17 protein-coding genes and 1 riboswitch are annotated in these 22,666 nt (G+C 61.6%); of the genes, 6 read left to right on the top strand and 11 right to left on the bottom strand.

The features are described 5' to 3' along the window. The first annotated feature begins 204 nt into the window (after nt 1-204). Nucleotides 205-1,068 carry an RNA polymerase factor sigma-32 gene (locus AC13RE_RS16025; protein ID WP_132719866.1) on the top strand — a complete coding sequence of 288 codons (864 nt, stop codon included), beginning with the start codon at nt 205-207 and terminating at the stop codon, nt 1,066-1,068. 38 nt (nt 1,069-1,106) lie between these two features. Here AC13RE_RS16025 and AC13RE_RS16020 read toward each other — a convergent pair whose 3' ends face one another. The 5 genes from AC13RE_RS16020 to AC13RE_RS16000 form a co-directional block, all read right to left on the bottom strand. Then, nucleotides 1,107-2,531, bottom strand: a complete 1,425-nt coding sequence (locus AC13RE_RS16020; protein WP_132720070.1) for a M48 family metalloprotease — start codon at nt 2,529-2,531, stop codon at nt 1,107-1,109. A 378-nt stretch (nt 2,532-2,909) separates the two neighbouring features. After that, nucleotides 2,910-3,638, bottom strand: coding sequence for a thiamine ABC transporter ATP-binding protein (locus AC13RE_RS16015; RefSeq protein ID WP_488563648.1), 729 nt, complete (start codon nt 3,636-3,638; stop codon nt 2,910-2,912). Next, complete coding sequence (gene thiP, locus AC13RE_RS16010) at nt 3,631-5,271, bottom strand: thiamine/thiamine pyrophosphate ABC transporter permease ThiP (RefSeq protein WP_488563704.1); 1,641 nt, start codon at nt 5,269-5,271, stop codon at nt 3,631-3,633. The genes AC13RE_RS16015 and thiP overlap by 8 nt, the downstream gene beginning before the upstream one ends. 7 nt (nt 5,272-5,278) lie before the next feature. Then, complete coding sequence (gene thiB / locus AC13RE_RS16005) at nt 5,279-6,307, bottom strand: thiamine ABC transporter substrate binding subunit (protein WP_488563647.1); 1,029 nt, start codon at nt 6,305-6,307, stop codon at nt 5,279-5,281. A 160-nt stretch (nt 6,308-6,467) separates the two neighbouring features. After that, a riboswitch (TPP riboswitch) is annotated at nt 6,468-6,584 on the bottom strand. A 70-nt stretch (nt 6,585-6,654) separates the two neighbouring features. Continuing rightward, nucleotides 6,655-8,190 (bottom strand): MDR family MFS transporter, encoded by a 1,536-nt coding sequence (locus AC13RE_RS16000; RefSeq protein WP_488563646.1) that lies wholly within the window; start codon nt 8,188-8,190, stop codon nt 6,655-6,657. Nucleotides 8,191-8,354: 164 nt separating this feature from the next. Between AC13RE_RS16000 and AC13RE_RS15995 the strand changes: the two genes are divergently transcribed. The 5 genes from AC13RE_RS15995 to AC13RE_RS15975 all read left to right on the top strand — a co-directional run bounded on the left by AC13RE_RS15995 (nt 8,355) and on the right by AC13RE_RS15975 (nt 16,107). Next, a complete protein-coding gene (locus AC13RE_RS15995; RefSeq protein ID WP_183874868.1) occupies nt 8,355-8,882 on the top strand; it encodes a MarR family winged helix-turn-helix transcriptional regulator in 528 nt (175 codons plus the stop codon). Between the two features lie 72 nt (nt 8,883-8,954). Beyond that, nucleotides 8,955-9,608: a thiamine diphosphokinase gene (locus AC13RE_RS15990; RefSeq protein WP_488563645.1), complete on the top strand. Its 654-nt coding sequence runs from the start codon at nt 8,955-8,957 to the stop codon at nt 9,606-9,608. Nucleotides 9,609-9,610: 2 nt separating this feature from the next. Beyond that, nucleotides 9,611-11,440: an ABC-F family ATP-binding cassette domain-containing protein gene (locus tag AC13RE_RS15985; RefSeq protein ID WP_488563644.1), complete on the top strand. Its 1,830-nt coding sequence runs from the start codon at nt 9,611-9,613 to the stop codon at nt 11,438-11,440. Nucleotides 11,441-11,758: 318 nt separating this feature from the next. Further along, nucleotides 11,759-12,934, top strand: a complete 1,176-nt coding sequence (locus tag AC13RE_RS15980; protein WP_488563703.1) for an efflux RND transporter periplasmic adaptor subunit — start codon at nt 11,759-11,761, stop codon at nt 12,932-12,934. Continuing rightward, the gene (locus AC13RE_RS15975; RefSeq protein WP_488563643.1) at nt 12,931-16,107 is read left to right on the top strand and encodes an efflux RND transporter permease subunit; all 3,177 of its coding nucleotides are present in this window, start codon (nt 12,931-12,933) and stop codon (nt 16,105-16,107) included. The genes AC13RE_RS15980 and AC13RE_RS15975 overlap by 4 nt, the downstream gene beginning before the upstream one ends. Before the next feature lie 112 nt (nt 16,108-16,219). Here the strand turns inward: AC13RE_RS15975 and AC13RE_RS15970 are convergent, their stop codons facing one another. From AC13RE_RS15970 to AC13RE_RS15945, 6 genes are all read right to left on the bottom strand, one after another. After that, nucleotides 16,220-16,948: an SIS domain-containing protein gene (locus tag AC13RE_RS15970; protein WP_488563642.1), complete on the bottom strand. Its 729-nt coding sequence runs from the start codon at nt 16,946-16,948 to the stop codon at nt 16,220-16,222. Between the two features lie 23 nt (nt 16,949-16,971). Then, on the bottom strand, nt 16,972-18,129 hold the full coding sequence (nagA, locus tag AC13RE_RS15965; protein WP_488484473.1) for an N-acetylglucosamine-6-phosphate deacetylase: 1,158 nt from the start codon (nt 18,127-18,129) through the stop codon (nt 16,972-16,974). Beyond that, nucleotides 18,129-19,160: an SIS domain-containing protein gene (locus AC13RE_RS15960; RefSeq protein WP_488563641.1), complete on the bottom strand. Its 1,032-nt coding sequence runs from the start codon at nt 19,158-19,160 to the stop codon at nt 18,129-18,131. The genes nagA and AC13RE_RS15960 overlap by 1 nt, the downstream gene beginning before the upstream one ends. After that, nucleotides 19,157-19,930, bottom strand: coding sequence for a GntR family transcriptional regulator (locus AC13RE_RS15955; RefSeq protein WP_132719890.1), 774 nt, complete (start codon nt 19,928-19,930; stop codon nt 19,157-19,159). Before AC13RE_RS15955 ends, AC13RE_RS15960 begins: the two co-directional genes overlap by 4 nt. A 120-nt stretch (nt 19,931-20,050) precedes the next feature. Next, complete coding sequence (locus tag AC13RE_RS15950; RefSeq protein ID WP_488563640.1) at nt 20,051-21,076, bottom strand: aldose epimerase family protein; 1,026 nt, start codon at nt 21,074-21,076, stop codon at nt 20,051-20,053. A 395-nt stretch (nt 21,077-21,471) separates the two neighbouring features. Continuing rightward, on the bottom strand, nt 21,472-22,665 hold the full coding sequence (locus AC13RE_RS15945; RefSeq protein WP_488563639.1) for a vWA domain-containing protein: 1,194 nt from the start codon (nt 22,663-22,665) through the stop codon (nt 21,472-21,474). Nucleotide 22,666 lies beyond the last annotated feature (1 nt).

Below are 22,666 nucleotides of genomic sequence, written 5' to 3'. Positions count from 1 at the left end.
GAAGATGATTCAATCGTCAGACCCGTTCGATGAGATCGAACTAGACTAGTCATCGATCATCCGGTGGCCCGGATAATCGGTTTCCAATTTGCAATTTCATTCATTGATTTCCATCCGAACAGCGATGTTCGGAAACGATGCTTGCTGCCCTTTTCGTCGACCGCGGCATAGAGACGATTTGAGGCCGAAACCCAGGAGATGCATATGACGAATATGTCTGCAGATCGGCGCATGATCAAAGTTGCGATGGCTGCTCCCTATCTCGATCGCGACGAAGAACACGATCTCGCCATACGCTGGAAAGACCACGACGATCGCGGCGCCCGCAATCAGATCGCAACTGCCCATATGCGCCTCGTCATTTCCATGGCGGGGAAGTTTCGTAACTTCGGACTGCCGATGAGCGATCTGGTGCAGGAAGGCTATGTCGGCCTGCTGGAAGCGGCCGCCCGCTTCGAACCAGAGCGGGAAGTTCGTTTCTCCACCTATGCAAGCTGGTGGATCCGCGCTTCGATCCAGGACTATATCCTACGCAATTGGTCAATCGTGCGCGGCGGCACGAGTTCCGCCCAGAAGGCGCTGTTCTTCAATCTGCGCCGTTTGCGCGCCAAGCTTGCCCGCAGCAATTCCAACGTCACCGTCCAGTCCATCCATGAGGAAATCGCCGTGACGCTCGGCGTCAGCCTTACGGATGTGCAGACGATGGATGCGCGCCTCTCCAGTAGCGATACCTCCCTGCAGGCCCCCTCCATTGCTGGCGATTCCGAAAGTGCCGAGCGCATCGATTTCCTGATCAGCGACGAGCCGCTTCCCGACGAGCAGGTGTCCGACATGATCGACGGCGAGCGCCGCCGCGTTTGGCTGGCGTCGGCGCTGAAACATCTCAACGAACGTGAAATGAAGATCATCCAAGCGCGCCGCCTGGTCGAAGACGGCGCGACGCTCGAAGAGCTCGGTGCCGATCTTGGCATTTCCAAGGAGCGCGTGCGCCAGATCGAAAGCCGCGCGATGGACAAGCTCCGCAACGCCCTGGTGGATGCGGATCCCCGCATGGCCAGCTACGCCTGAGTGCGCGCTTCTCCCGTCCGGGAGAAGTCGCCCCGCTATTATTCCGAAATGATCTTGACCTTGTCGCCCGGTGCAATGTTTGCCCCGGTTGGCAGGGCATTTATCAGTTTGAACAGGTCGAGCTTGCGGTCTGTGCCCATCATGCGGGCGGCGAGCGTGGTGATGGTGTCGCCGGGCTTGACGGTAACGACGCGAACACGCAGCGGCTTCAGCGAGGCCGCCTCTTCCGGGTTCATATGCCGGAAGCTCGCACGCAGCACATTGGCGGTCTGATCGAGCTGAGCGATATTCCCCTTCGGCACCGCCGTCAGGAAGCGGAATATCTGCGTGCGGTCGCGGATCACAGTCACATCGAAATCCCAGCGGTCGGCCGAGGCGCGCGCAGTGGCGGCCGGCATGCCGTTAACGGTGATCGACCTGATCGAGGAGGGATCGAGGCCGGTGACCCAGCCGCTGGAGATATAGTTCGTCAGATTCTGGTTCTGCGTGTCGGCCACGCCGTCGAAGCGGATGGCAATGTCGCCGGGGCCGGTCGCCATGACGGCTTCGACCTTGTTGTCGATACGGAAATCGGGCGGGACGTCGAAGCGGATGCCGAGGCCGCCATGCAGGAAGGTCTGGCCACGCACATAGCCTTCTTCGGGGCTGTCGCCATAGAGCAGGCCGTCGATGCCGTTGAGATAATAGTCGCGGCCGATGTCGCCGACCTTACCTTCCTCGCCGAATTCGCGCGCGTGCGCCTTGGCAAGATCGATACGCTGCGGCGTGCTCGGGTGGCTCGAAAGGAAGTCCAGGCTCTGGTCGACGTCGGAATTGGCCGACATGAAGCGGCTATAGTCCTCCATCGCGTTCAGGAAGCGCGCAGCGGCGTAAGGATCGTAGCCGGCCTGGCCCAATGTGCGAATGCCGATCTCGTCGGCCTGGAGTTCCTGCTGGCGCGAGAAGGCGGCAAGACGCAGCTTGCCGCGGGCAAGCGCCTGCTTGCCGGCCAGATCGCTCGACAGGACTTCCGAAACGACGCGGCTGGCGATGACTTCGGCTTCTTCGCGTTTCTGCCGCTCGATGCCGTGATTGGCGGTTACGTGCGCCATCTCGTGCGACAGCACCGCGGCGACTTCGGACGCATCATTGGCAAGCGCCAGAAGGCCGCGCGTCACATAGAGATAGCCACCGGGCAGGGCAAAGGCGTTGATCGAGGGCGAGTTGAGAATGGTGATGCGGTAGGACTGCTGCGGATTCTCCGACACGCTGGTCAAGGCGCCGGCGATGCGGGCAACGAGCCTCTCGGTCTTGGCATCCTTGTATTCTCCGCCATAGCTTGCGAGGATGCGCGGATGCTCGCGGGCGCCCATCTGCGCGCGCGGGTCGTTCTTCTGCACTTCGGAAACGATCTGCGGATTGGCGGAGGGCGAAACGCTCGGCTGATAGGACTGATCCATCACCGTCTGGCAGCTGTTCAACATTGCTGCGGCTGCAAGGAAAGGCACAAAACGGCGCAAACGGGCTGCGACGGTCGCATCGATCCTTCGTTCTGCTCGCTTGCTCTGCTTCAGGACCTGCATCCTACTCATTTCGCTGTCATGCCGGCTCGGCGCCAAATCCGGTTGATCCTTACCGGGCCGATCATGGTCGTGCGCCAATAGAGGTTGTTTTCGCCCCCATCGATCTGCCGTTACCCGGACGGCTTCCACCTCTTGCTGTAGCCGATTTTGGCACCGGTTGCATAGCGAGACTCCGTTTAAATGTGGCAGCGTTGTATTTTAGCAAGCATTTCCGAGGACTTTCAGCCGCTTCGCTAGACGAAATTAAGGCAAAGCCGGCGGCAAGCTGCCATGACACAATCAATGTTGCAGAAATGTGGTCAATGCCGGAATCCCGTCCGCTTGCAGGAAGGTTTCGATGGGCGCGGTAAGCTTGATCGTGCCGCCGTCGATGAAGACGGCGTGGTCGGCAAGGCGCCGCACTTCGGCCGGGTCATGCGAGACGATCAGCACCGTATTGCCGGTTTCGCGATGCAGAGTTTTCAGAAGTTCGACCATGCCGGAGCGCAGGCCGGGATCGAGCGCGGCGAAAGGCTCGTCCAGCAACAGGATTGGCTTGTCGCGCACCAGAGCCCGAGCGAAAGCGGCGCGCTGGCGCTCGCCGCCGGAAAGCGTTCCCGGCTTGCGCTTTTCAAAACCGGCTAGTCCGACCCGCGCCAAAGCCTCCGAGACCTTTTGCCGATCCTCCTTCGAAAGCCTCACTGACGGGCTGATGCCAAGGCCGACATTGGTGAAGAGATCGAGATGAGCGAAGAGGTTGTTGTCCTGGAAGACGAGAGACACCGGCCGTTCGGCGGGATGCTGGCCGCTCACGTCCTGTCCTGCGAGCAGGATACGGCCGCGGTCAGGTTGCTCGAAGCCTGCCAGCAAATTGAGGAAGGTCGATTTGCCCGATCCCGAGGGTCCGGCAATGGCGATGATCTTGCCCTGCGGCAATGCGCAATCGAAGCGGAAGTCATGCGTGCCGAGGCGCAGTTCGACCCCTTCCATGCTGATGTCTTCCGCCTTCATGATGCTGCCGTCAGTCATTTCGCCTGCTTTCGTCATCCGGCGCGCCCTGGCCCGCGGTTCCGGCTATGGTCAGGAGAAGGCATACCAGGCCGAGGATCAAGGCATATCCGTCGGCGTCGTTGGTGCGGTAGCTGCCGAGCTTGCTGTAGACCAGCCAGGGCAGGGTCATCAGACTGTCTGAGCCGAAGAGCGCGACTGCGCCGAGATCGCCGAGCGACAGGGCCATGGCGAAGGAGAGCGCCGTGAAGAACGGTTTGCGCAGACCCGGCCAATCGACCATGCGCAGGCGCGCAATGCCGTGAAGGCCGAGGCTTGCCGCCAGCCGCCCGGTGCGGCTGACATGGACCGTATAGGCCGGCTCGATGACGCGCATGACGAAGGGCAGCGCCATCAGCGCATTGATGACAATGATGAGGACGGCCGCAAAGCGGCTGGGATCGCCAAATGGCCTGAGTGCCAGGAACCAGCCGGTTGCCAGCACGATCGGTGGCACCAGCAGGATGAGGGAGGAGCTTGCGCCTAATGCGAGCGCCAGGCTGCGTGGACCGAGGGACTTTCGGCGATCGGCCGATATCACCGAGCGGGCGCGAATGATCGCGAAGGATGCCAGCACGGCCAGAAGGCCCGCAGCAAGCGCGATTGCGAGACTTGTGACTGCCGCCTGCAGGAAGATCGGCTGGGAGACGAGCTTGAAAAGATTGGCCGCGAGGCCGGTCACGACGACCGAGGCGAGCGGCATGCCCAGAAAGAGCGTCGCGGCCGCCAGCAGCGCAGCATCGATGCATCGCGCAGCCATGCCCTGTCCATCGATGCGGCGCAGCGCACGCCCGCCGGTGAGGCCATGATCGTCGGGAGCGCGAAACAGCGTCATGGCGCCAAGCACAAGGAGGGTGACGACGATCTGCAGCAGCGACAGCATTACGGCGCGGCCGGGATCGAAATCGAAGCGGAGCGCCTGGTAGATCGCCACTTCCAGCGTCGTTGCGGCCGGACCGCCGCCGAGGATCAGGACAAGCGTGAAGCTGGTGGCGCAGAGCATGAAGATCAGGCCGGCGATGCCGGGAATGAGGCCGCGCAGGATAGGCCATTCGATGAAGCGGAAGACCGAGATGGGCCGCATGCCGAGTCCGCCGGCCACGAGCCAATATTCCGCTGGCACACGCTCCAGTCCGGCCAGCATAAGCCGGCAGGCGAGCGGCATGTTGAAGAAGACATGCGCAAGCAGGATACCGGCCAGGCCATAGATGCTGACGGGCTGCGACAGGCCGAGTGCTGATAGCGCCTGATTGATGAGGCCCTGCCGGCCCCATATGCCGAGCAGGCCGAGTGCACCGATCAGCACTGGCAGGCCCATCGGCACGGCCATCAGCCGGATCAGCCACAGCCGGCCGGGAAAGCGCGGCTGGCGCGCCAATGCGCGGGCGACCGGAATGGCGAGCACAATGGAGAGCAGTGTCGAAAGCACCGCCTGCAGCAGTGTGAAGCGCAGGATGCGCAGCAGATATGGGTCTGTGAGCGAGGTGTCGCCGCCGGATTCGATGCCGGCGGAGAGGAGAACAAGAACGGCGATCCCGACGAAGAGCGCAATGCTGCCGAGGCTGAACGCCCCGCCGGAAATAGCGCGTCTTCGCTCGGGTGCCGTGAGTATGATCAAGGCATCAGTTGCCGCTGGTGGCGGTCAGCCATTCGTCGATCCAGGCCTTGCGGTTCTTGTCGACGTCGGCAGGGCTCATCAGGAAGGTCTTCGACGGCACCACGAGCTTGCTGAAGGCATCCGGCAGCGGCTCGGAAGTGTCGGCGGCCGGCATCATCCAGTTGCTTGTCGGAATGATGTCCTGGAAGCCGGTGGAGATCATGAATTTCAGGAAATCGCGGGCAAGTTCCTTGTTCGGCGAGGACTTGATGAGGCCGGCGACCTCGATCTGGATATAATGCCCTTCCGAGAAGGCGGCGGCCCGATAGCGATCGGTCTTGTCCTCGATCATGTGATAGGCCGGCGACGTCGTGTAGGAGAGCACCATCGGCGCTTCGCCCTTGGTGAAGAGATCATAGGCTTCCGACCAGCCGGGGGTGACCGTCAGGATGCGGCCTTTGAGCTTCGCCCAGGCATCTGCGGATTTGTCGCCATAGATCGACTTGACCCAGAGCAGCAGGCCGAGACCCGGCGTCGAGGTGCGCGGATCCTCGATGACGATCTTCTGCGCGGGATCGCCCTCGACGAGATCCTTCATGCTCTTGGGCGGGTTCTTGACCGTCTGGCTGTCATAGATCACGGCGAAATGGCCGTAGTCGTAGGGCACGAAGACGTCGTCCTTGAAACCGCCGGGAACCTTGAGGGCCGAGGTGTCGACGCCGCTTGCGTCGAAGAGGCCGGTATCCTTGGCTTCGTCGATGAGATTGGTGTCGAGGCCGAGAACGACATCGGCCTTGGTGCCCGTTCCTTCCAGCTTGAGCCGGGAGAGAAGTGCAACGCCATCGGTGACGGCGACGTAATTGACCGTGCAGCCGCAGGTCTTTTCGAAGGCGGCCTTGACCTTGGCGCCAGGACCCCAGTCGGCGGTGAAGCTCTCATAGGTGTAGATGGTCAGGGTCTTGTCGGCTGCAGCGGCAGGCTGCGCGGCAAAAAAGGTCGTTCCGGCGGCAAGGGCCAGGCCGGCGAAGAATGACAATAGCGAACGGTTATGCATGGTCGCGCCTCCTCCTAGAGCCGGATGATTCCAGGTCTACCGACCTAAAATCTGAATCTGCTCTAAAATCAAATAATTAGGGCATGATGTCGTCCGAAAACCGTTTCCGTTTTTCGGCATCATGCTCTGGGTTTCGTCTGAAGGGGAAAGGGCGCTATGATTTCGTCACGCGTCTAATCCCTCCGCCGGTGTTAGCCGGATCAGGTTCCGCGGGTTGGCCGGTGAAAGCCTCTCAGCCAAATGTCCTGAAGGACATAAGGCACCCCGTTAGAGCGTCGGCAGATTTAGCCCTGTGACGGAGGGATGACAAGGGAAATGATTCCCTTGCCGATTGCAGCATGAAGGATTTACTCGGCAGCCTCCGCGACCGCCGGGCTTTCGAATTTCTTCGCGGCACTCGGGAGCTGCACATTCTTCAGCGTCAGCGAGGTCAGGAGACCAAGCATGCAAATGCCGGCTGCCGTCATGAACAACGGACTGAAGGCGCTCGCATAGGCGTTGGCGACGGCCTCGCGGGTTATCTCGGGCAAGGCGGCCATCATCTTCGGCGTCAGCTCCTCGATGTTCGGTACGCCGGATATGGAGACACCAACATTGCCGAGTTTGGCGGCGATGATGGCGCCGTAAATGGAGATGGCGATGGAGGCGCCGCCCATGCGCGACAGCGTGACGGCGCCGGTCGCAGCGCCGACGTCGCGCGCTGCCGCTGCATTCTGTACGCCGATAACGGGCACCTGCTGGGCAAGGCCGATGCCGATGCCGTGCAGCAGCATCAGGCCGCCAATGAGGACGATGGGCGTGCCGGCATGGACGAAGGCGAGCGAAGCGAATGCGATGGTGCTGCAGGTGGCGCTGGCGACGGCAAACGGCTTGTAACGGCCTTTGGCCGCGATCAGCCGGCCGGCGGAGAGCGAGCCGCAGACGATGCCGCCGGTCAGGAGAATGAACAGCAGCCCGGCCATGGAGGGCGAAAGGCCTGTCGTCGTCTGCAGGAAGAGCGCGAAGTAATTGACCATGCCGATAGCGACGGCACCGCTGGTGATCGAGAGGATCAGCAGAAGGCCGAATGTCGGATTGCGGAACAGCGTCATCGGCACAATCGGCTCGGGTGCGCGGCGCTCGATGAAGACCCAGGCGATGGCGCAGATTACCCCGAAGGCAATAATACCGAGGCATTGCGGCGATAGCAGCGACCCGAAGAGTTCGCTTCCGTCGGCAGCAAGCACAATGCTTGTCGTCGTCAGGGCAAGGACGATGGCGCCGGCATAATCGATCTTCGGACGGCGGGCAGGCTTGCGGTAGGGCAGCATGAAGGCGAGGCCGGCAAGCACGATGAAGCCGATCGGCACGTTGACGAGGAAGATCGAACGCCAGCCGAAAAGATCGCTCATCGTGCCGCCGAGAACGGGGCCGATGGCGCCCGACGCCATCAGCACGAGGCTTGAATAGCTCTGGTAGCGTGCGCGCTCGCGCGGCTCGAAGAGATCGGCGTTGACAGCAAAGATCGAGACCATGATGCCGCCACCGCCGAAGCCTTGAAGGACGCGGGCGGCGATCAGCGTATCCATCGAGACGGCCAGGCCGCAGACGGCAGAGCCGACCGTGAAGATCGCGATCGCCGTCATCATCACATATTTGCGGCCGAAGAGATCACCGAGCTTGCCGTAGACGGGCATGACGGCGGAAAGCGAGAGAAGATAGGCCGAGCCGATCCAGCCGAAGCGATCCAGATGCCCGAACTCGCCGACGATCGTCGGCAGTGCCGTTGAGACGATCTGGTTGTCGAGCGTTGCCATGAACATGGCAGTCATCAGAAAGAGGAAAAGAATAAGCCGCCGTTTGTGATCCGCCACGAGCGGTGTGAAGCTTGTCTGCATGTCCATGGAGCAAGAACCCGAACTGGGCCGGAACGCTGCGCTATCGAACGAATGCGCGGGACGCCCGGTCTTCATGAGTGAATATATGTGCTATTAGCATATAATTGTCAATGGCAGGTGAATGCCATTTGCATGTTTTGTTTCCTCGCGACCTCTGCTATGCTTTAGGGATGACATCTGCGCCGAATACAAAAGATATCGAAGTTCCGACGCTGGCCGAAGACGAGAAGTTTCTACGCATCGGTCAGGCGATGATGCGCATGCGCTTGCTGACGGGCCGTCGCATGATCGGCAGGCTCGCCATTCAACACGTGGCCCCGGGGCTTGAGCTTTCGCATCTCGATGTGCTCGATGTCGTGCGGCGGGCGGAAGATACGGGCGAAGTGACCGTCGGCACGATTGCCGAGCTCTTGCGCATCGATCCATCGCGCGCGAGCCGCATCACTGCCGACATGGTGGCGCGCGGTGTGTTGCGCCGTAAGGCATCGCAGGCGGATGCGCGGCGTATCGTCGTGGTGCTGACCGCACTCGGGCAGCGCTTGCTGTCGGAAATCCAGGTGCAGAAATACGCCGTTATCGGAAGCATCTTTGCTGATTGGTCGCCCGAAGACATCGAGAGCTTTTCGTTTCTGTTCGATCGTTATGTCAGCGGCTATGAACGTGTCGTCCAGACCGCCATGAAGGAAACGACCGAATGATCGGCTCGGCGGCACCGTTCCAGTAACGGCGCTCTTCCCTAGAGATAGGACTTTGCGCTATGGGCTTGCCTCATGAGCCAGTCCACTACCTTCACCATCCTGCTCGGCGGCGAGCTTCGCCTGACGGAGCGATTGCGCGCTGCGGTTTCCGGCAGCCGCTTCATCGCGGCCGACGGCGGCATGCGCCATGCCCTCGCGATTGGGGTGGAACCGCAGCTGTGGGTCGGCGATTTTGATTCCACGCCTGCCGATCTGCAGGGAGCCTTTCCGAATGTGCCCAGACAGCCCTATCCGGCGGCGAAGGCTGCGACGGATGGCGAGATCGCCGTCTCGGAAGCCATCGCTCGCGGCGCCACGAGACTGATCCTGGCGGGCGCCATGGGCGGCGAGCGCTCCGACCATGCGATCCAGCACCTGCTTTATGGTATCCAGCTCGCCGAAAAAGGCGTCGACGTGCTGCTGACATCGGGTGACGAGGAGGCGGTGCCGCTTCCGCCAGGCGAACTCACGCTGGCGCTACCATCAGGCTCGTTGTTCTCCGTTCTTGGTTTCAGCGATCTGACGGGCCTGTTCATCGACAATGCCCGTTACCCCTTGCGCGATTTTCATTTGCCCTTCGGCGCATCGCGCACCATTTCCAACGTGGCGGAAGGCGATGTGCGCTTTTCGCTCGGCAGCGGCAGGGCCATCGTTCTTGCCCGCCCTTATGACCTTTCCGGAGTCTGATCTTGGCCCCTCCCATTCTGAAACTCGACGACATCTTTCTGAGCTTCGGCGGCGCGCCCTTGCTCGCCGGTGCCGGCCTGCAGGTGGAGCCGGGCGACAAGATCTGCCTTGTCGGACGCAACGGTTCCGGCAAGTCGACGCTCCTGAAGATCGCCGCCGGCCTTGTCGAAGCGCAGTCAGGCGAAGTCTTCCGTCATCCATCGTCGACCGTGCGCTATCTCGAGCAGGCACCCGATTTTGCCGGTTACAAGACGGTGGCGGCCTATGCCGAGGCCGGTCTCGGGCCTGGCGATGATCCCTATCGCGTCACCTATCTGCTCTCCCATCTCGGCCTGACCGGGGAGGAGGATCCGAAGAACCTTTCCGGCGGTGAAGCGCGCCGCGCGGCACTGGCGCGCGTTCTGGCGCCGGAGCCGGATATCCTGCTGCTCGACGAGCCGACGAACCATCTGGACCTGCCGACCATCGAATGGCTGGAAGGCGAATTGCAGAAGAGCCGCAGCGCGCTCGTGCTGATCTCGCATGACCGGCGCTTCCTGGAGAAGGTTTCGACCGCGACCGTCTGGTTGGATCGCGGCACTTCGCGTCGTCTGGATAGGGGCTTTGGCCATTTCGAAGCCTGGCGCGATCAGGTACTGGAGGCCGAAGAGCTGGAGCAGCACAAGCTCGGCAAGCAGATCGAGCGCGAAGAGCATTGGCTGCGCTACGGCGTGACGGCGCGGCGCAAGCGCAACATGCGCCGCCTCGGTGAATTGCAGGATATGCGCTCGCGCTATCGCGGTCACAAAGGTGCTTTGGGCACGGTGCAGGCGGCAGCTTCCGATGCGCAGGAAAGCGGCAAGCTGGTGATCGAGGCGGACAAGATCACCAAGTCCTATAACGAGCGGCTCATCGTCGCGCCGTTCTCGATCCGCGTGCATCGCGGCGATTGCATCGGCCTCGTCGGCCCGAACGGCGCCGGCAAGACCACGCTTCTGAAGATGCTGACCGGTCAGCTGGAGCCGGACAGCGGCACTGTAAAGCTCGGCACCAATCTGGAAATCGCCACGCTCGACCAGAAGCGCGAGGAGCTGAACCCGGAAGATACGCTCGCCAACTATCTGACCGACGGTCGCGGCGAGAACCTGCTCGTCAATGGTGAGCAGCGGCATGTGACCGGCTATATGAAGGAATTCCTGTTCCAGCCGGAGCAGGCGCGCACGCCGATCAAGAATCTCTCCGGCGGCGAGCGCGCCCGGTTGATGCTGGCCCGTATCCTATCGCGGCCGACCAATCTTTTGATCCTCGACGAACCGACGAACGATCTCGACATCGAGACGCTCGACCTGCTGCAGGAAATCGTCTCCGGTTTCGCCGGCACGGTCATCCTCGTCAGCCACGACCGCGATTTCCTCGACCGTACCGTGACCTCGACGATTGCGCCCGCCGATCCGGAAGAGCCCGATGGCCGCTGGATTGAATATGCCGGCGGCTATTCCGACATGCTCGCTCAACGCAAGGGGGCGATCGAGGAGCGCAGGCGGGCAGAAAAAGCAGCCGAAAAGCCGAAATCGACCGAAGCTTCGGTGCCGGCCGGCGAGAGCTCGAAGGGAAAGGGCAAGCTTTCTTACAAACAGAAATTTGCGCTCGAAAACCTGCCGAAGGAAATGGCGAAGGCGGAAGCCGAAATTGCCGTCCGCGAAAAGAAAATGGCCGATCCGAACCTCTTTTCCAAGGATCCCGCAACCTTCAACCGCCTTGCTGCGGAAATGGAAAAGCTGCGCGAAAGCCTGATAAAGATGGAAGAGGAATGGCTGGAGCTCGAAATGCTGCGCGAGGAGCTGGAGGGCTGACGCTCAAATTGGCTCATCCTATGCGCGTCTTTACTATGCAGTAAAAACAATCGGTTGCGCTCGGTCGCGACCGTTCATTCCCTGTTGTCGAATCCGATAAACCGTTTATACATAAACGCATGTTGCCGGACCACGCTCCGGTTGATACCCCCGGGCCCGTGTGGCCCGTGGCGCAAGTTGGGGAAGTCCGAAGCGACCTGATTTCACTGCGCCTATGGCGGCGGGTTCTTCGTGGAAAGTTGCAGATAAATTTCGTGAGCGTACCGTGATGATGGCGCCTACTGCCGCATGCGGTTTTTCAAGGGGGGCTTCATGCCGATGCTGCCGCGTGCCGTCTTGTTGAGCTGTGCTATTGTCGTTTTCTCGAGTGCCCAGGCACTTGCGCAAGGTGCGCCGCCGGCGCCCCCTGTTACTGTCGCCAAGCCTGTGGTTCGCGATGTCGTCGATAGCGACGAGTTCATCGGGCGCTTTCAGGCAGTCGATGAGGTGTCCGTGCGCTCGCGGGTTGGCGGTTACCTGCAGGAGGTGCATTTCCAGGATGGCGCTATCGTCAAGCAGGGAGATCTGCTTTTTGTCATCGACCAGCGGCCCTTCATCACCACGCTGAACGAGGCGACGGCGGCGCTGGAAGTGGCAAAATCGTCCCTGACGCTTGCAGATGCGCAATACAAGCGGGCGGAATCCCTGTCGACGACGGGCAGCCAATCGGCTTCGACGCTCGATGACCGACGCCGCGATCTCATTTCGGCGCAGGCGAATGTGCGCGGTGCTCAGGCGACGGTCGATCGCGCCAATCTGGACATGGATTTCACCAGGATTACCGCGCCGCTCAGCGGCCGCATCGACCGACGCCTGATCTCGGTCGGCAACCTCGTGCAGGCCGATCAGACAGTGCTGACGACCATCGTGTCGCTCGATCCCATCGACTTCTATTTCGATGTCGATGAGCGCCGGCTGCTTTCCTACGCCGATGAGGCCCGCAAGAATGGCAGTGCTCTGCAGCAGGGCGGCGGCGGTCTCGATGTGACTGTTACGATTGCCGATTCCAAGCAGAAGCCGTTCAAGGGCAAGCTCGACTTCGCCGAAAACCGCGTCGATAACGAGACCGGAACCATCCGCGTCCGTGCCCGCTTCCCCAATCCCAATCTTATTCTGCAGCCCGGCCTTTTCGGACGTGTTCAGGTGCAGGGATCCAACAGCTACAAGGCGATTCTAGTGCCGGATGAAGCGATTGGTTCGGATCAAAACCAACGCGTCGTCTATACCGTCGATACCGCAGGCAACATCACGCCGAAATCCGTGCGTCTCGGGCCGAAGCTCTATGGCTATCGCGTCATCCGCGATGGCATGACCGGTGACGAGACGATCGTCGTCAACGGACTGATACGCATCCGCCCAGGCGTCAAGGTAACGCCGCAGCTGATCGAACTGCCGCAGCAGGCGACGAATGATGAGCCGCCAGCCCAGGCCGATGCACAGGGGACCAGCCAATGAGGTTTTCCCACTTCTTCGTCGATCGGCCGATCTTTGCATCGGTCCTATCTATCGTGCTGCTGATCGTTGGCGGCATCGCCTATTTCCAGCTGCCGGTGGCGCAATATCCCGAAGTCGCGCCGCCGACCATCGTCGTGCGTACCTCCTATCCGGGCGCTGACGCACAGACGATTGCCGATACGGTGGCGACGCCGATCGAGCAGGAAATCAACGGCGTCGAGGACATGCTCTATATGTCCTCCTATTCCAGCGCCGACGGCTCCATGGCGCTGACGATCACCTTCAAGCTCGGCACCGATCTCGACAAGGCACAGGTGCTGGTGCAGAACCGCGTCGCCATTGCCGAACCGCGACTGCCCGATGATGTCCGCCGCATCGGCATCACGACGGTCAAGAGCTCGCCCGACCTGATGATGGTCGTGCATCTCCTCTCGCCGAACAATCGCTACGACCAGCTCTATATTTCCAACTATGCCCGTACGCGCATCCGCGATCTTCTCGTTCGTCTCGATGGCGTCGGTGACGTCCAGCTCTTCGGCGAGCGCCAATATTCGCTGCGCATCTGGCTGGATCCGGAAAAGCTCGCCGCCTACGGCATGACTGCCGGCGACATCGTTCAGGCGCTTCGCGATCAGAACGTTCAGGTTTCCGGCGGTACGATTGGCGGGCCACCGGTATCCGGCACCAACGCCTTCCAATATACCGTCACCACGCAGGGGCGTTTTTCCGATGCGCGGCAATTCCGCTACGTCATCGTGAAGGCGACGGGCAACGGTCGTCTCGTGCAGCTGCAGGATGTCGCTCGCATCGAGCTCGGCGCGCAGGACTATGTCACAAACAGCTATCTGAATGGCAGCCCGGCGGTGGCGCTCGGCGTCTTCGCTCGCCCGGGCACGAACGCGCTCGATGCCGCTGCCGATATTCAAAAGACGATGGAAAGCCTGGCGCAGGATTTCCCGCAGGGGCTCGAATATCGCATCATCTATAACCCAACGGAGTTCATCGCCGAATCCATCCACGAGGTCTACAAGACGATCTTCGAGGCAGCTATCCTCGTTGCCATCGTCGTGCTGGTCTTCCTGCAGTCCTGGCGGACGGCGATCATTCCAATCGTCGCCATACCGGTATCGCTGATCGGCACCTTCGCCTTCCTGCTCGCCTTCGGCTTCTCGCTGAACATGCTGACGCTGTTCGGCCTGGTGCTTGCCATCGGCATTGTCGTCGATGACGCGATCGTCGTCGTTGAGAATGTCGAGCGAAACCTCGCGCTCGGCATGACGCCAAAAGAGGCGTCGCATGTGACGATGAACGAGGTGGGTACGGCGGTTCTGGCAATCTCGCTGGTGCTGATCGCCGTCTTCGTGCCGACAGCCTTTATCCCCGGCATCTCAGGCCAATTCTACCGGCAGTTCGCAGTGACGATTTCGGTCGCGACGGCGATTTCGTGCCTGAACTCGCTGACGCTCTCGCCGGCGATCGCCGCGATCGTGTTGCGCCCCCACAGTCATGAGAAATCCAACAATGTCTTCGCGCGGTTCGGCCGCGCCTTGGGTGACGGGTTCAACCGCGGCTTCGAGCGGATGAGCAGCGGCTATTCGTGGATCATCCGGCACCTTGTGACAACCTGGGCGGCGCTGGCCTGTGCACTTCTCGTCTTCGCGGGGCTGCTGGCGGGAACCTGGTATATGGGCAGGATCGTCCCGCAAGGCTTCGTTCCAACCATGGATCAGGGCTATGCCATTGTCGTTGTGCAACTGCCTGACGGCGCGTCGCTTGCGCGCACCAATGCCGTCATCCAGAAGGCGACCGATATCATCAGCAAGACGCCTGGTATCGCCAATGCCGTCGCCTTCGCGGGTTTCAACGGTGCGACTTTCACCAATGCCTCGAATTCGGGTGTCATCTTCACGCCGTTCAAGCCATTCGAGGAACGGTTGAAAACAGGAGATACGGCGACCAAGATTATCGGCCAGCTCTTCGGCAGCCTCCAGGGTATCCAGGAAGCCTTCATCATCGCCATTCCGCCGCCTTCGATCCGCGGCGTCGGCAATTCCGGCGGCTTCAAGATGCAGATCATGGACCGGGAAAATCCGGACATGCGCCGCATCCTGCCGCTCGCCTATCAGATGATGGGCGTTGCCGCACAGAACAAGGGTGTCAGCGGCGTCTTCACCACTTTCTCCGCCAACAGCCCGCAATATTTCCTGGCGATCGACCGTGACAAGGCGCGCGCACTCAATGTGCCGATCCCGAATATCTTCGAGACGCTGTCGATCAACCTCGGCACGTCCTATGTCAACGACTTCAACGCCTTCGGCCGCGTCTACCAGGTGCGGGCGCAGGCAGACCAGCAATATCGCATGGATCGCGAGGATATTCTGGCGCTGAAGGTACGCTCGGCAACGGGCGCGCTGGTGCCGCTCGGCACGCTGGTCGATATCCGCGATACGACCGGGCCGGCGCTCGTCCAGCGCTACAATATGTATGTCTCGGTCCCCCTGCAGGGCAATCCGGGCCTGGGGGTTTCCACGGGTACGGCACTCGACACCATGGAGGGGCTGGCCAAGAACCTCTTGCCCTCGGGCACGACCTTCGAATGGACCGAACTCGCCTATCAGGAAAAGCATACCGGCAATACGGCGATCTACATCTTCGCTTTGTCGGTCATCTTTGTCTTCCTGGCACTGTCGGCGCAGTATGAAAGCTGGATCCTGCCGCTTGCGATCATCCTCATCGTGCCGCTGGCGGTTCTGGCGGCATTGATCGGCGTGTATCTGCGAGGGATGGACAACAACATCCTGACGCAGATCGGGCTGATCGTGCTGATCGGTCTTGCGGCCAAGAACGCAATCCTGATCGTCGAGTTTGCCCGGCAGGCACAGGCCGAGGGAAAGAGTGCGGTGGAGGCGGCTATCGAGGCCAGTCATCTGCGTCTGCGCCCGATCCTGATGACGGCCTTCGCCTTCATCTTCGGCGTCGTGCCACTGATGATCGCCACCGGTCCCGGCGCCGAAATGCGTCAGTCGCTCGGTACGGCCGTTTTCTCCGGCATGCTCGGCGTGACGCTGTTCGGCCTGTTCCTGACGCCGGTCTTCTATGTCGTCCTGCGCAGGCGGCGCAAGCAGGCGGAAGCCGCGCAGGAGCCCTCGGCCACAGATGCCGCAGCACAATGATATCTAACAGAGGAGAGGCCGAGCGTTTCACGGGAACCGCTCGGCCTCTTTATCTGGCTGCTTTCAGGCAATGCCAGACGCAAAGCCGTTCGATGCTTTTTCGCTGATTGCTTTAGAGATGCGGATTGCGCGGTCTATATTTCTTGACCAGGCGCTGATTGGTTTCCTTGGCGCCTGGCATGTTGGCGCTGAGGTAGACGGGCGGATTGCCATCCTTACAGAGTTCGGCGGCGACATCGGCGAAGATGGCGTTCAGCACCGTGGCGCCGACGGCTGTTGAGGCCGGCCCGACCTTCAGCTCCGTTCCCGGCAGCTCGATCATCGCGTCCCCGGGCGGCAGCCCGTTGTCCAGCACGATATTGGCGATATCGGCGAGCTTTCTACGTCCATTGGCGATGGCGGCCGAATAGGCGAGCGATGTGATGGCGATGACCGTTGCGCCGATCTCGCGGCCATAGTCCGCCGCCTCGATCGGTGCTGCGTTGACGCCGGAATTGGAGGCTATGATCAGCACATCGCCCGGCTGCATGCCGTAGCGCTCGAAGACCGGGCGGATAAGGCCTTCGGTGCGTTCATAGACCGAACTGATAACGGCGCCTTCATGCAGCATGGCGGAGCCCACGAGCACGGGAATGGTGAAGGCGAGGCCGCCGGCGCGATAATGCACCTCTTCGGCCAGCATATGCGAGTGGCCGGTGCCGAAGACATAGACGCGGCGGTCGGCGCGTGCGGCGGCACAGATAGCAGCCGAAGCTGTGGACATGGGCTCCGCCAGCGTTTCGCGCAGGGTCTCCAACCGACCAATGAGAGCGGAGAAATAGCTGTCCGTGACTGCGCTCATGCCGAGCTTCCTCATATGCTGTGTCAGGCCGAAGCTTGACCTGAGATCCATGTTTCCGTGACTTCGATGCCGTCGTTGATGTGAACGAGATCGGCACGCATTCCCGGCGCCAAATGGCCGCGATCGGCAAGCCGCAGGAAGCGGGCGGGGTAGGAGGTCGCCATGCGCAGAGCTTCCGCCAGCGGCAGCTCGAGAATATTGACGCCATAGCGGATCGTGGAGGCCATATCGACATCGGAACCCGCCAGCGTACCATCATCGAGCGTCAGCTTGGAGCAATAGCCGCCCTTGGTGCGATAGACCGTGCGGCCGTTCAGCGTGAAACTCGGCAGGTCGGTGCCGACCAGCGACATGGCATCGGTGACGAAGAACAGACGACCTTCGCCGCGTTTCGCGCGCAGTGCAACCCTGAGCGCCGTCGGCTCGACGTGATGACCATCTGCGATGATGCCGCACCAGGGGGCGGGATGGTCGATCGCTGCACCGACGAGGCCGGGCGCACGATGGCCCATCTGGCTCATGGCATTGAAAAGGTGGGTAACGCCGCGGGCGCCGGCATCGAAGCGCGCATCGGCGGCTTCAGCCGTGCAATCGCTATGGCCGATGCTGACGATGACGCCGCCTTCGGCGAGCGCCTGCACCTGTCGCTCCGTCACCTGCTCGGCCGCCATGGTGACCAGCAGCGTGCCGATCGCTTCGCGGGCGCGGATGAAAGTCTTGACGTCGCTGTCGTCGACCGGACGCATCAATTCGGCCAGATGCGCACCCTTGCGGGCAGGCGCCAGATGCGGGCCTTCCAGATGCAGGCCGGCGACGCCGCGATTGGCTTTCACGGCTTCGATGGCCGCTTCGATCGCGGCCGTCGTTGCGGCTGCGACATCGGTGATGAGCGTCGGCAGCACCGACGTCGTGCCGTAGGGGCGATGCCCCTCGGCGATCATGTACATGGACGCGGGCGAGGGCTCGTCATTCAGCATGCGGCCGCCGCCGCCGTTGACCTGCGCGTCGATGAAGCCCGGAGAGAGAACGCCGCCTTTCAGCTGAATGGTTTCGGCATTATCGGGCACATCGTTGATGCCGGTGATGGCATGGATACGGCCATTGCCGATCACCAACGCGCTATCCTCGTGAAACCGGTCGCCATCGAAGATGCGGGCGCCGGTAAAGACCTTGTAGTCCATCACATGGTCTCCGTTACCTTGAGAAGATTAGCCGGCTTATCCGGGTCGAAGCCCTTGCGGCGGGTCACCGACTCGATGAGGCGATAGTAGCACAGCAGCGACACGAGCGGGTCGAGCAGGCCGTTGCCTGTCGTTGGCATGCGCAGATTGATGCCGGCGAGCGGCGCGGTCGAGAAGGAGACGGCGGTGGCGCCGAGCTTCTGAAGCCGTTCCAAGGCCTGGGCATTGTTGGCGAAGGCTGCATCATCGGGCGAGAAGGCGACGATGGGGAAGCCCGGCTGCACGAGGCGCATCGGGCCGTGCATGAGCTCCGCCAGCGAAAAGGCTTCGGCATGAAGGCCGGCGGTTTCCTTCGCCTTCAAGGCCGCTTCGAGCGCAATGGCGAAAGCCGGACCGCGGCCGCCGGTATAGAGCGAGGAGGCATCGAAGAGCACATCTTCGGCCGCCTTGCCGTCGATGCCCGAGGTCGCAGCAAGCGCCTTCGGCAGCTTGGCGAGACCATCGATCAGCGCCTTATCCTGCGACACTGCAGCCGTGACGCCGGCAAGAGCGGCAACCGAGGCGATGAAGGATTTGGTCGCGGCGACGCTCTGTTCCTTGCCGGCGTTCAGGCCGAGCACGATGTCGGCCTCCTTGGCGAGCGGGCTGTCGGTGACGTTGACGACGGCGATCGTGGTGGCGCCGCCCTTCTTGGCGGCGGCCTGCATGGCGATGATATCGGGGCTGCCGCCGGACTGGGAGACCGTGAAGTGAATGCCGCCCTTCAGGTGCAGCGGAGCGCCATAAACGGAGGCGATCGACGGGCCGACGGAAGCGACCGGGATGCCGCAGGAGATTTCGAAGAGATATTTGAAGAAGGTGGCGGCGTGGTCGGACGAGCCGCGCGCGGCCGTCGTGATCAGCGACGGGCGACCGGTCGAGAAGAGCTTCGCGATCTCGGCAAAAGCAGGCTTTTCCTTTTCAAGCAGCGTCGCAACCACCTCAGGCGATTGGCCGGCTTCCGTCAGCATCAGGGATTGGGTCTCGCTCATAGGTCATCTCCAATTCTCAATTCAGCAACAAAATCATAGGCATCGCCGCGGTAATGCGAGCGGGTATATTCAACGACGCGCTGGTCCGCGAGGCGGGAAACGCGCTCGATCAGAAGCGCGGGCGCTCCGGCCTTCACGGTCAGGATCGAGGCGGAGGTCGGGTCGAGCGTCACGGCGGTCAGCCTCTGCTGGGCGCGGACGGGCTTGAAGCCTTTGGCGGCCAGGGCGTCGTAAAGCGACCCCTCGGATATGGCCTCCTCACCCAGGAATTTGATGGGAACGACGGCGCGCTCGATGGCGAGCGGCTGGCCATCAGCCAGGCGCAGTCGATCGAGCCGCAACACGGGTTCATCAAGGCCGAGGCCCAGCAGGAAGGATTCCTCCGGCGCGGGCGCGCTGACGGTGCGGGACAGAATGCGTGCTGCCGGTTCGCGGCCGCGAGAGCGCATATCTGCGGAAAAGGAGGAGAGGCGCCAGAGCGGCTGCTCGATGCGCTCCACATGCTGCGAGACGAAGGTGCCGCTGCCGTGGCGGGATTCGATGACGCCTGAAGTGAGCAGGTCGCGATAGGCGGTTCTGACCGTGATGCGGCCGATTTCCAGTGCGCTGGCGAGGTCGCGTTCGCCCGGAAGTGCCGTGCCCGGTTTCAGCAGGCCCTCTTGGATCAGACCCGTCAGCGCTTGTGCTAGGCGCTTGTACAGCGGCCCGCTCCCAGTCCCGTCGCTGAGGCCGCGATTGTTCAATTCGGCGATCAAACTGGTTCTATCCATGGTCGTCATATAGAACCTATTTAGAACCAATTCACAAGATGAATCTGTCCGCAGTGCAAAAAAGAATCGGCCGGGCGCTTTGGACGCCCGGCCGATTAGTGTGAGCAGGGCGTGCCCGGCTTAGTTCTTCGTGAAAATGTAATCCGTTTCCTGCCGCAATACCTCGCCCGGGCGGAGCACGGCATTGGGGAAGCCTTCATGGTTGATGGCATCGGGCCAAACCTGCGTTTCCAGGCAGAAGCCGGCAAACGGGCCGATCTTGCGGCCGTCATGACCGGGAACCGGCACATCGAGCTTGAAGCCGGCATAGAACTGCACGCCGGGCTCGGTGGTGCGGACCTCAAGCGATACGCCGGAATTGACGCTGCGGGCGAGCACGACGGAGCGTTTGGCGGTGCGCTCGCTGGAGAGGCAGAAATTATGATCGTAGAGCGCCTGATCACTTCCTTCGAAACGCTTCATCGGCGACATCTCGCGGAAATCGAAGGCAGTGCCTTCGACAGAGCGGATTTCCCCTGTCGGTATCTGTTTGTCGTCCGTCGGTGTGTAGTGATCGGCGGCGATCATGATGTCGTGACCGAGCGCATCGTCGCGGCCGTCGAGGTTGAAATAGGCGTGCTGGCAGACATTGGCGAGAGTGGGCTGATCGGTGGTCGATTCGTAGGTGACCGACAATTCGCCATTGCCATGCACCCAATAGGTTGCCTGGATCGTGCAATTGCCGGGATAGCCGGCGCGGCCATCGGGGTCGACAATCTTCAGGACGACACGGTCGGTATCGTGCTCGACGATGGTCCAGTTGCGCTTGGCGATATTGTCCTTGCCGCCATGCAGATGGGTGACGCCCTTTTCATTGAGCTCCAGCTGATACTGCTTGCCGTCGAGCGTGAAGCGGCCAGCGCCGATGCGGTTGGCGCAGCGGCCGGGCGTGGCGCCGAAATAGGAGGAATGGGCCGGATAATCGGCGAAATTGTCGAAGCCGAGCAGAAGCGAGGGCTCGTGGCCGTCGAGGCGCAGATCCTGGATGACTGCCCCCCAGGACATGATATGGGCGGTCAGGCCGCCACCGACGATCTTGACGCGATAAACGGTATCTCCATTCGCCGTCGTCCCAAAATGTTCCCGCTGCAAAGTGCTTTCCGTCATATCAGCTCATCCATTGCTTTTGAGTATGCGAGGCCAGACCCTGCCTCCATTCGCGCCGTTCCGCAACCAGTTCGATGGCGAAATTTAGAGGTGAGCAGCGGGGGATCAAGGCTCCGTTTGGCTTTAGAGACACTACGCTGCGCCGGAAGTATGCAATGCCTATGACAGAGCGGGTCGATTCTGTAACGGCCCCTCACCCTAGCCCTCTCCCCGCTTGCGGGGAGAGGGGACGACCGAGCCAGCCGGATTGACCACTCGGATTGCGAAGAGAGTTTGAGGCACTGTCGAACTCCCTCTTCCCGCAAGCGGGGAGAGGGTTGGGGTGAGGGGCCAGGCACGAGGGCGCGGCAGAACAGTGCGCGCCTGACCATTGCAAAACCCAGACTGATCCAGCCTCAGCGCGACAATTCCCTTGTCGCCTTTTCCAGCCCGCCGAGCGTCAGCGGGTACATGCGGTCGTTCATCAGGCGGCGGATGAGGGAAATGGAGGTCGTATGGCCCCAATAGTTTTCCGGCACCGGATTGATCCAGATGCATTTGCGGAAATGGCCGGTCATTCGGGCGAGCCAGGTCTCGCCGGTCTCCTTGTTCCAATGCTCCACCGAGCCGCCCGGCTGAGAGATCTCATAGGGGCTCATAGATGCGTCGCCGACGAAGACGACACGGTAGTCGGGGCCGAAGGTGCGGATGAGATCGGTCGTCGCCGTGATATCGACGCGCCGGCGACGATTGTCCTTCCACACGCCCTCGTAGAGGCAGTTGTGAAAGTAGAAATACTCCATGTGGCGGAACTCCGCGCGGGCGGCGGAGAAGAGTTCCTCCACGACGCGGATATGGTCGTCCATCGAGCCGCCGACATCGAAGAACATCAGAAGTTTGACGGCGTTGCGGCGCTCCGGCCGTGTCTGGACATCGAGATAGCCATGCTCGGCGGTGGAGCGGATGGTGCCGGAAAGATCCAGTTCCTCGGCTGCCCCCTCGCGAACCCAGCGGCGCAGGCGCTTCAGCGCCACCTTGATATTGCGGGTGCCAAGCTCTACGCCGTCATCGAGGTTCTTGAAGTCGCGCCGGTCCCAGACTTTTACCGCGCGGCGATTGCGCGAGGTTTCCTGGCCGATGCGCACGCCTTCGGGGTTATAGCCGTAGGCGCCGAAGGGCGAGGTGCCCGCCGTGCCGATCCATTTCGAGCCGCCCTGATGCCCGCCCTTCTGCTCGGCCAGCAGCTCGCGCAGCGTCTCCATCAGCTTGTCGAAGCCGCCGAGTGCCTCGATCTGCCGTCTTTCCTCTTCCGTCAGATGCCGCTCGGCGAGCTTGCGCAGCCATTCTTCAGGAATGGCGGTCGGCTCCACCGCTTCTCCATCGGCATTGCTGGCGATCGCCTCGACGCCACGAAAGTAATCGGCGAAGACCTGGTCGAAACGGTCGATGAAGCGCTCGTCCTTGATCAGCGTCGCGCGCGCCAGATAGTAGAAGGCCTCGACGTCGTAATCAGCAATCCCTTCTTCCATTCCTTCAAGCAGCGACAGGAATTCCCGGAGCGTCACCGGAACCTTCGCTTGCCTTAGCTTCAGGAAGAAGGGAATGAACAAG

Source organism: Martinezella sp. CNPSo 3959 (genome assembly GCF_057784355.1).
Note: the sequence above shows the minus strand (reverse complement) of the source record. Positions and strands in the feature narration are given on the sequence as shown.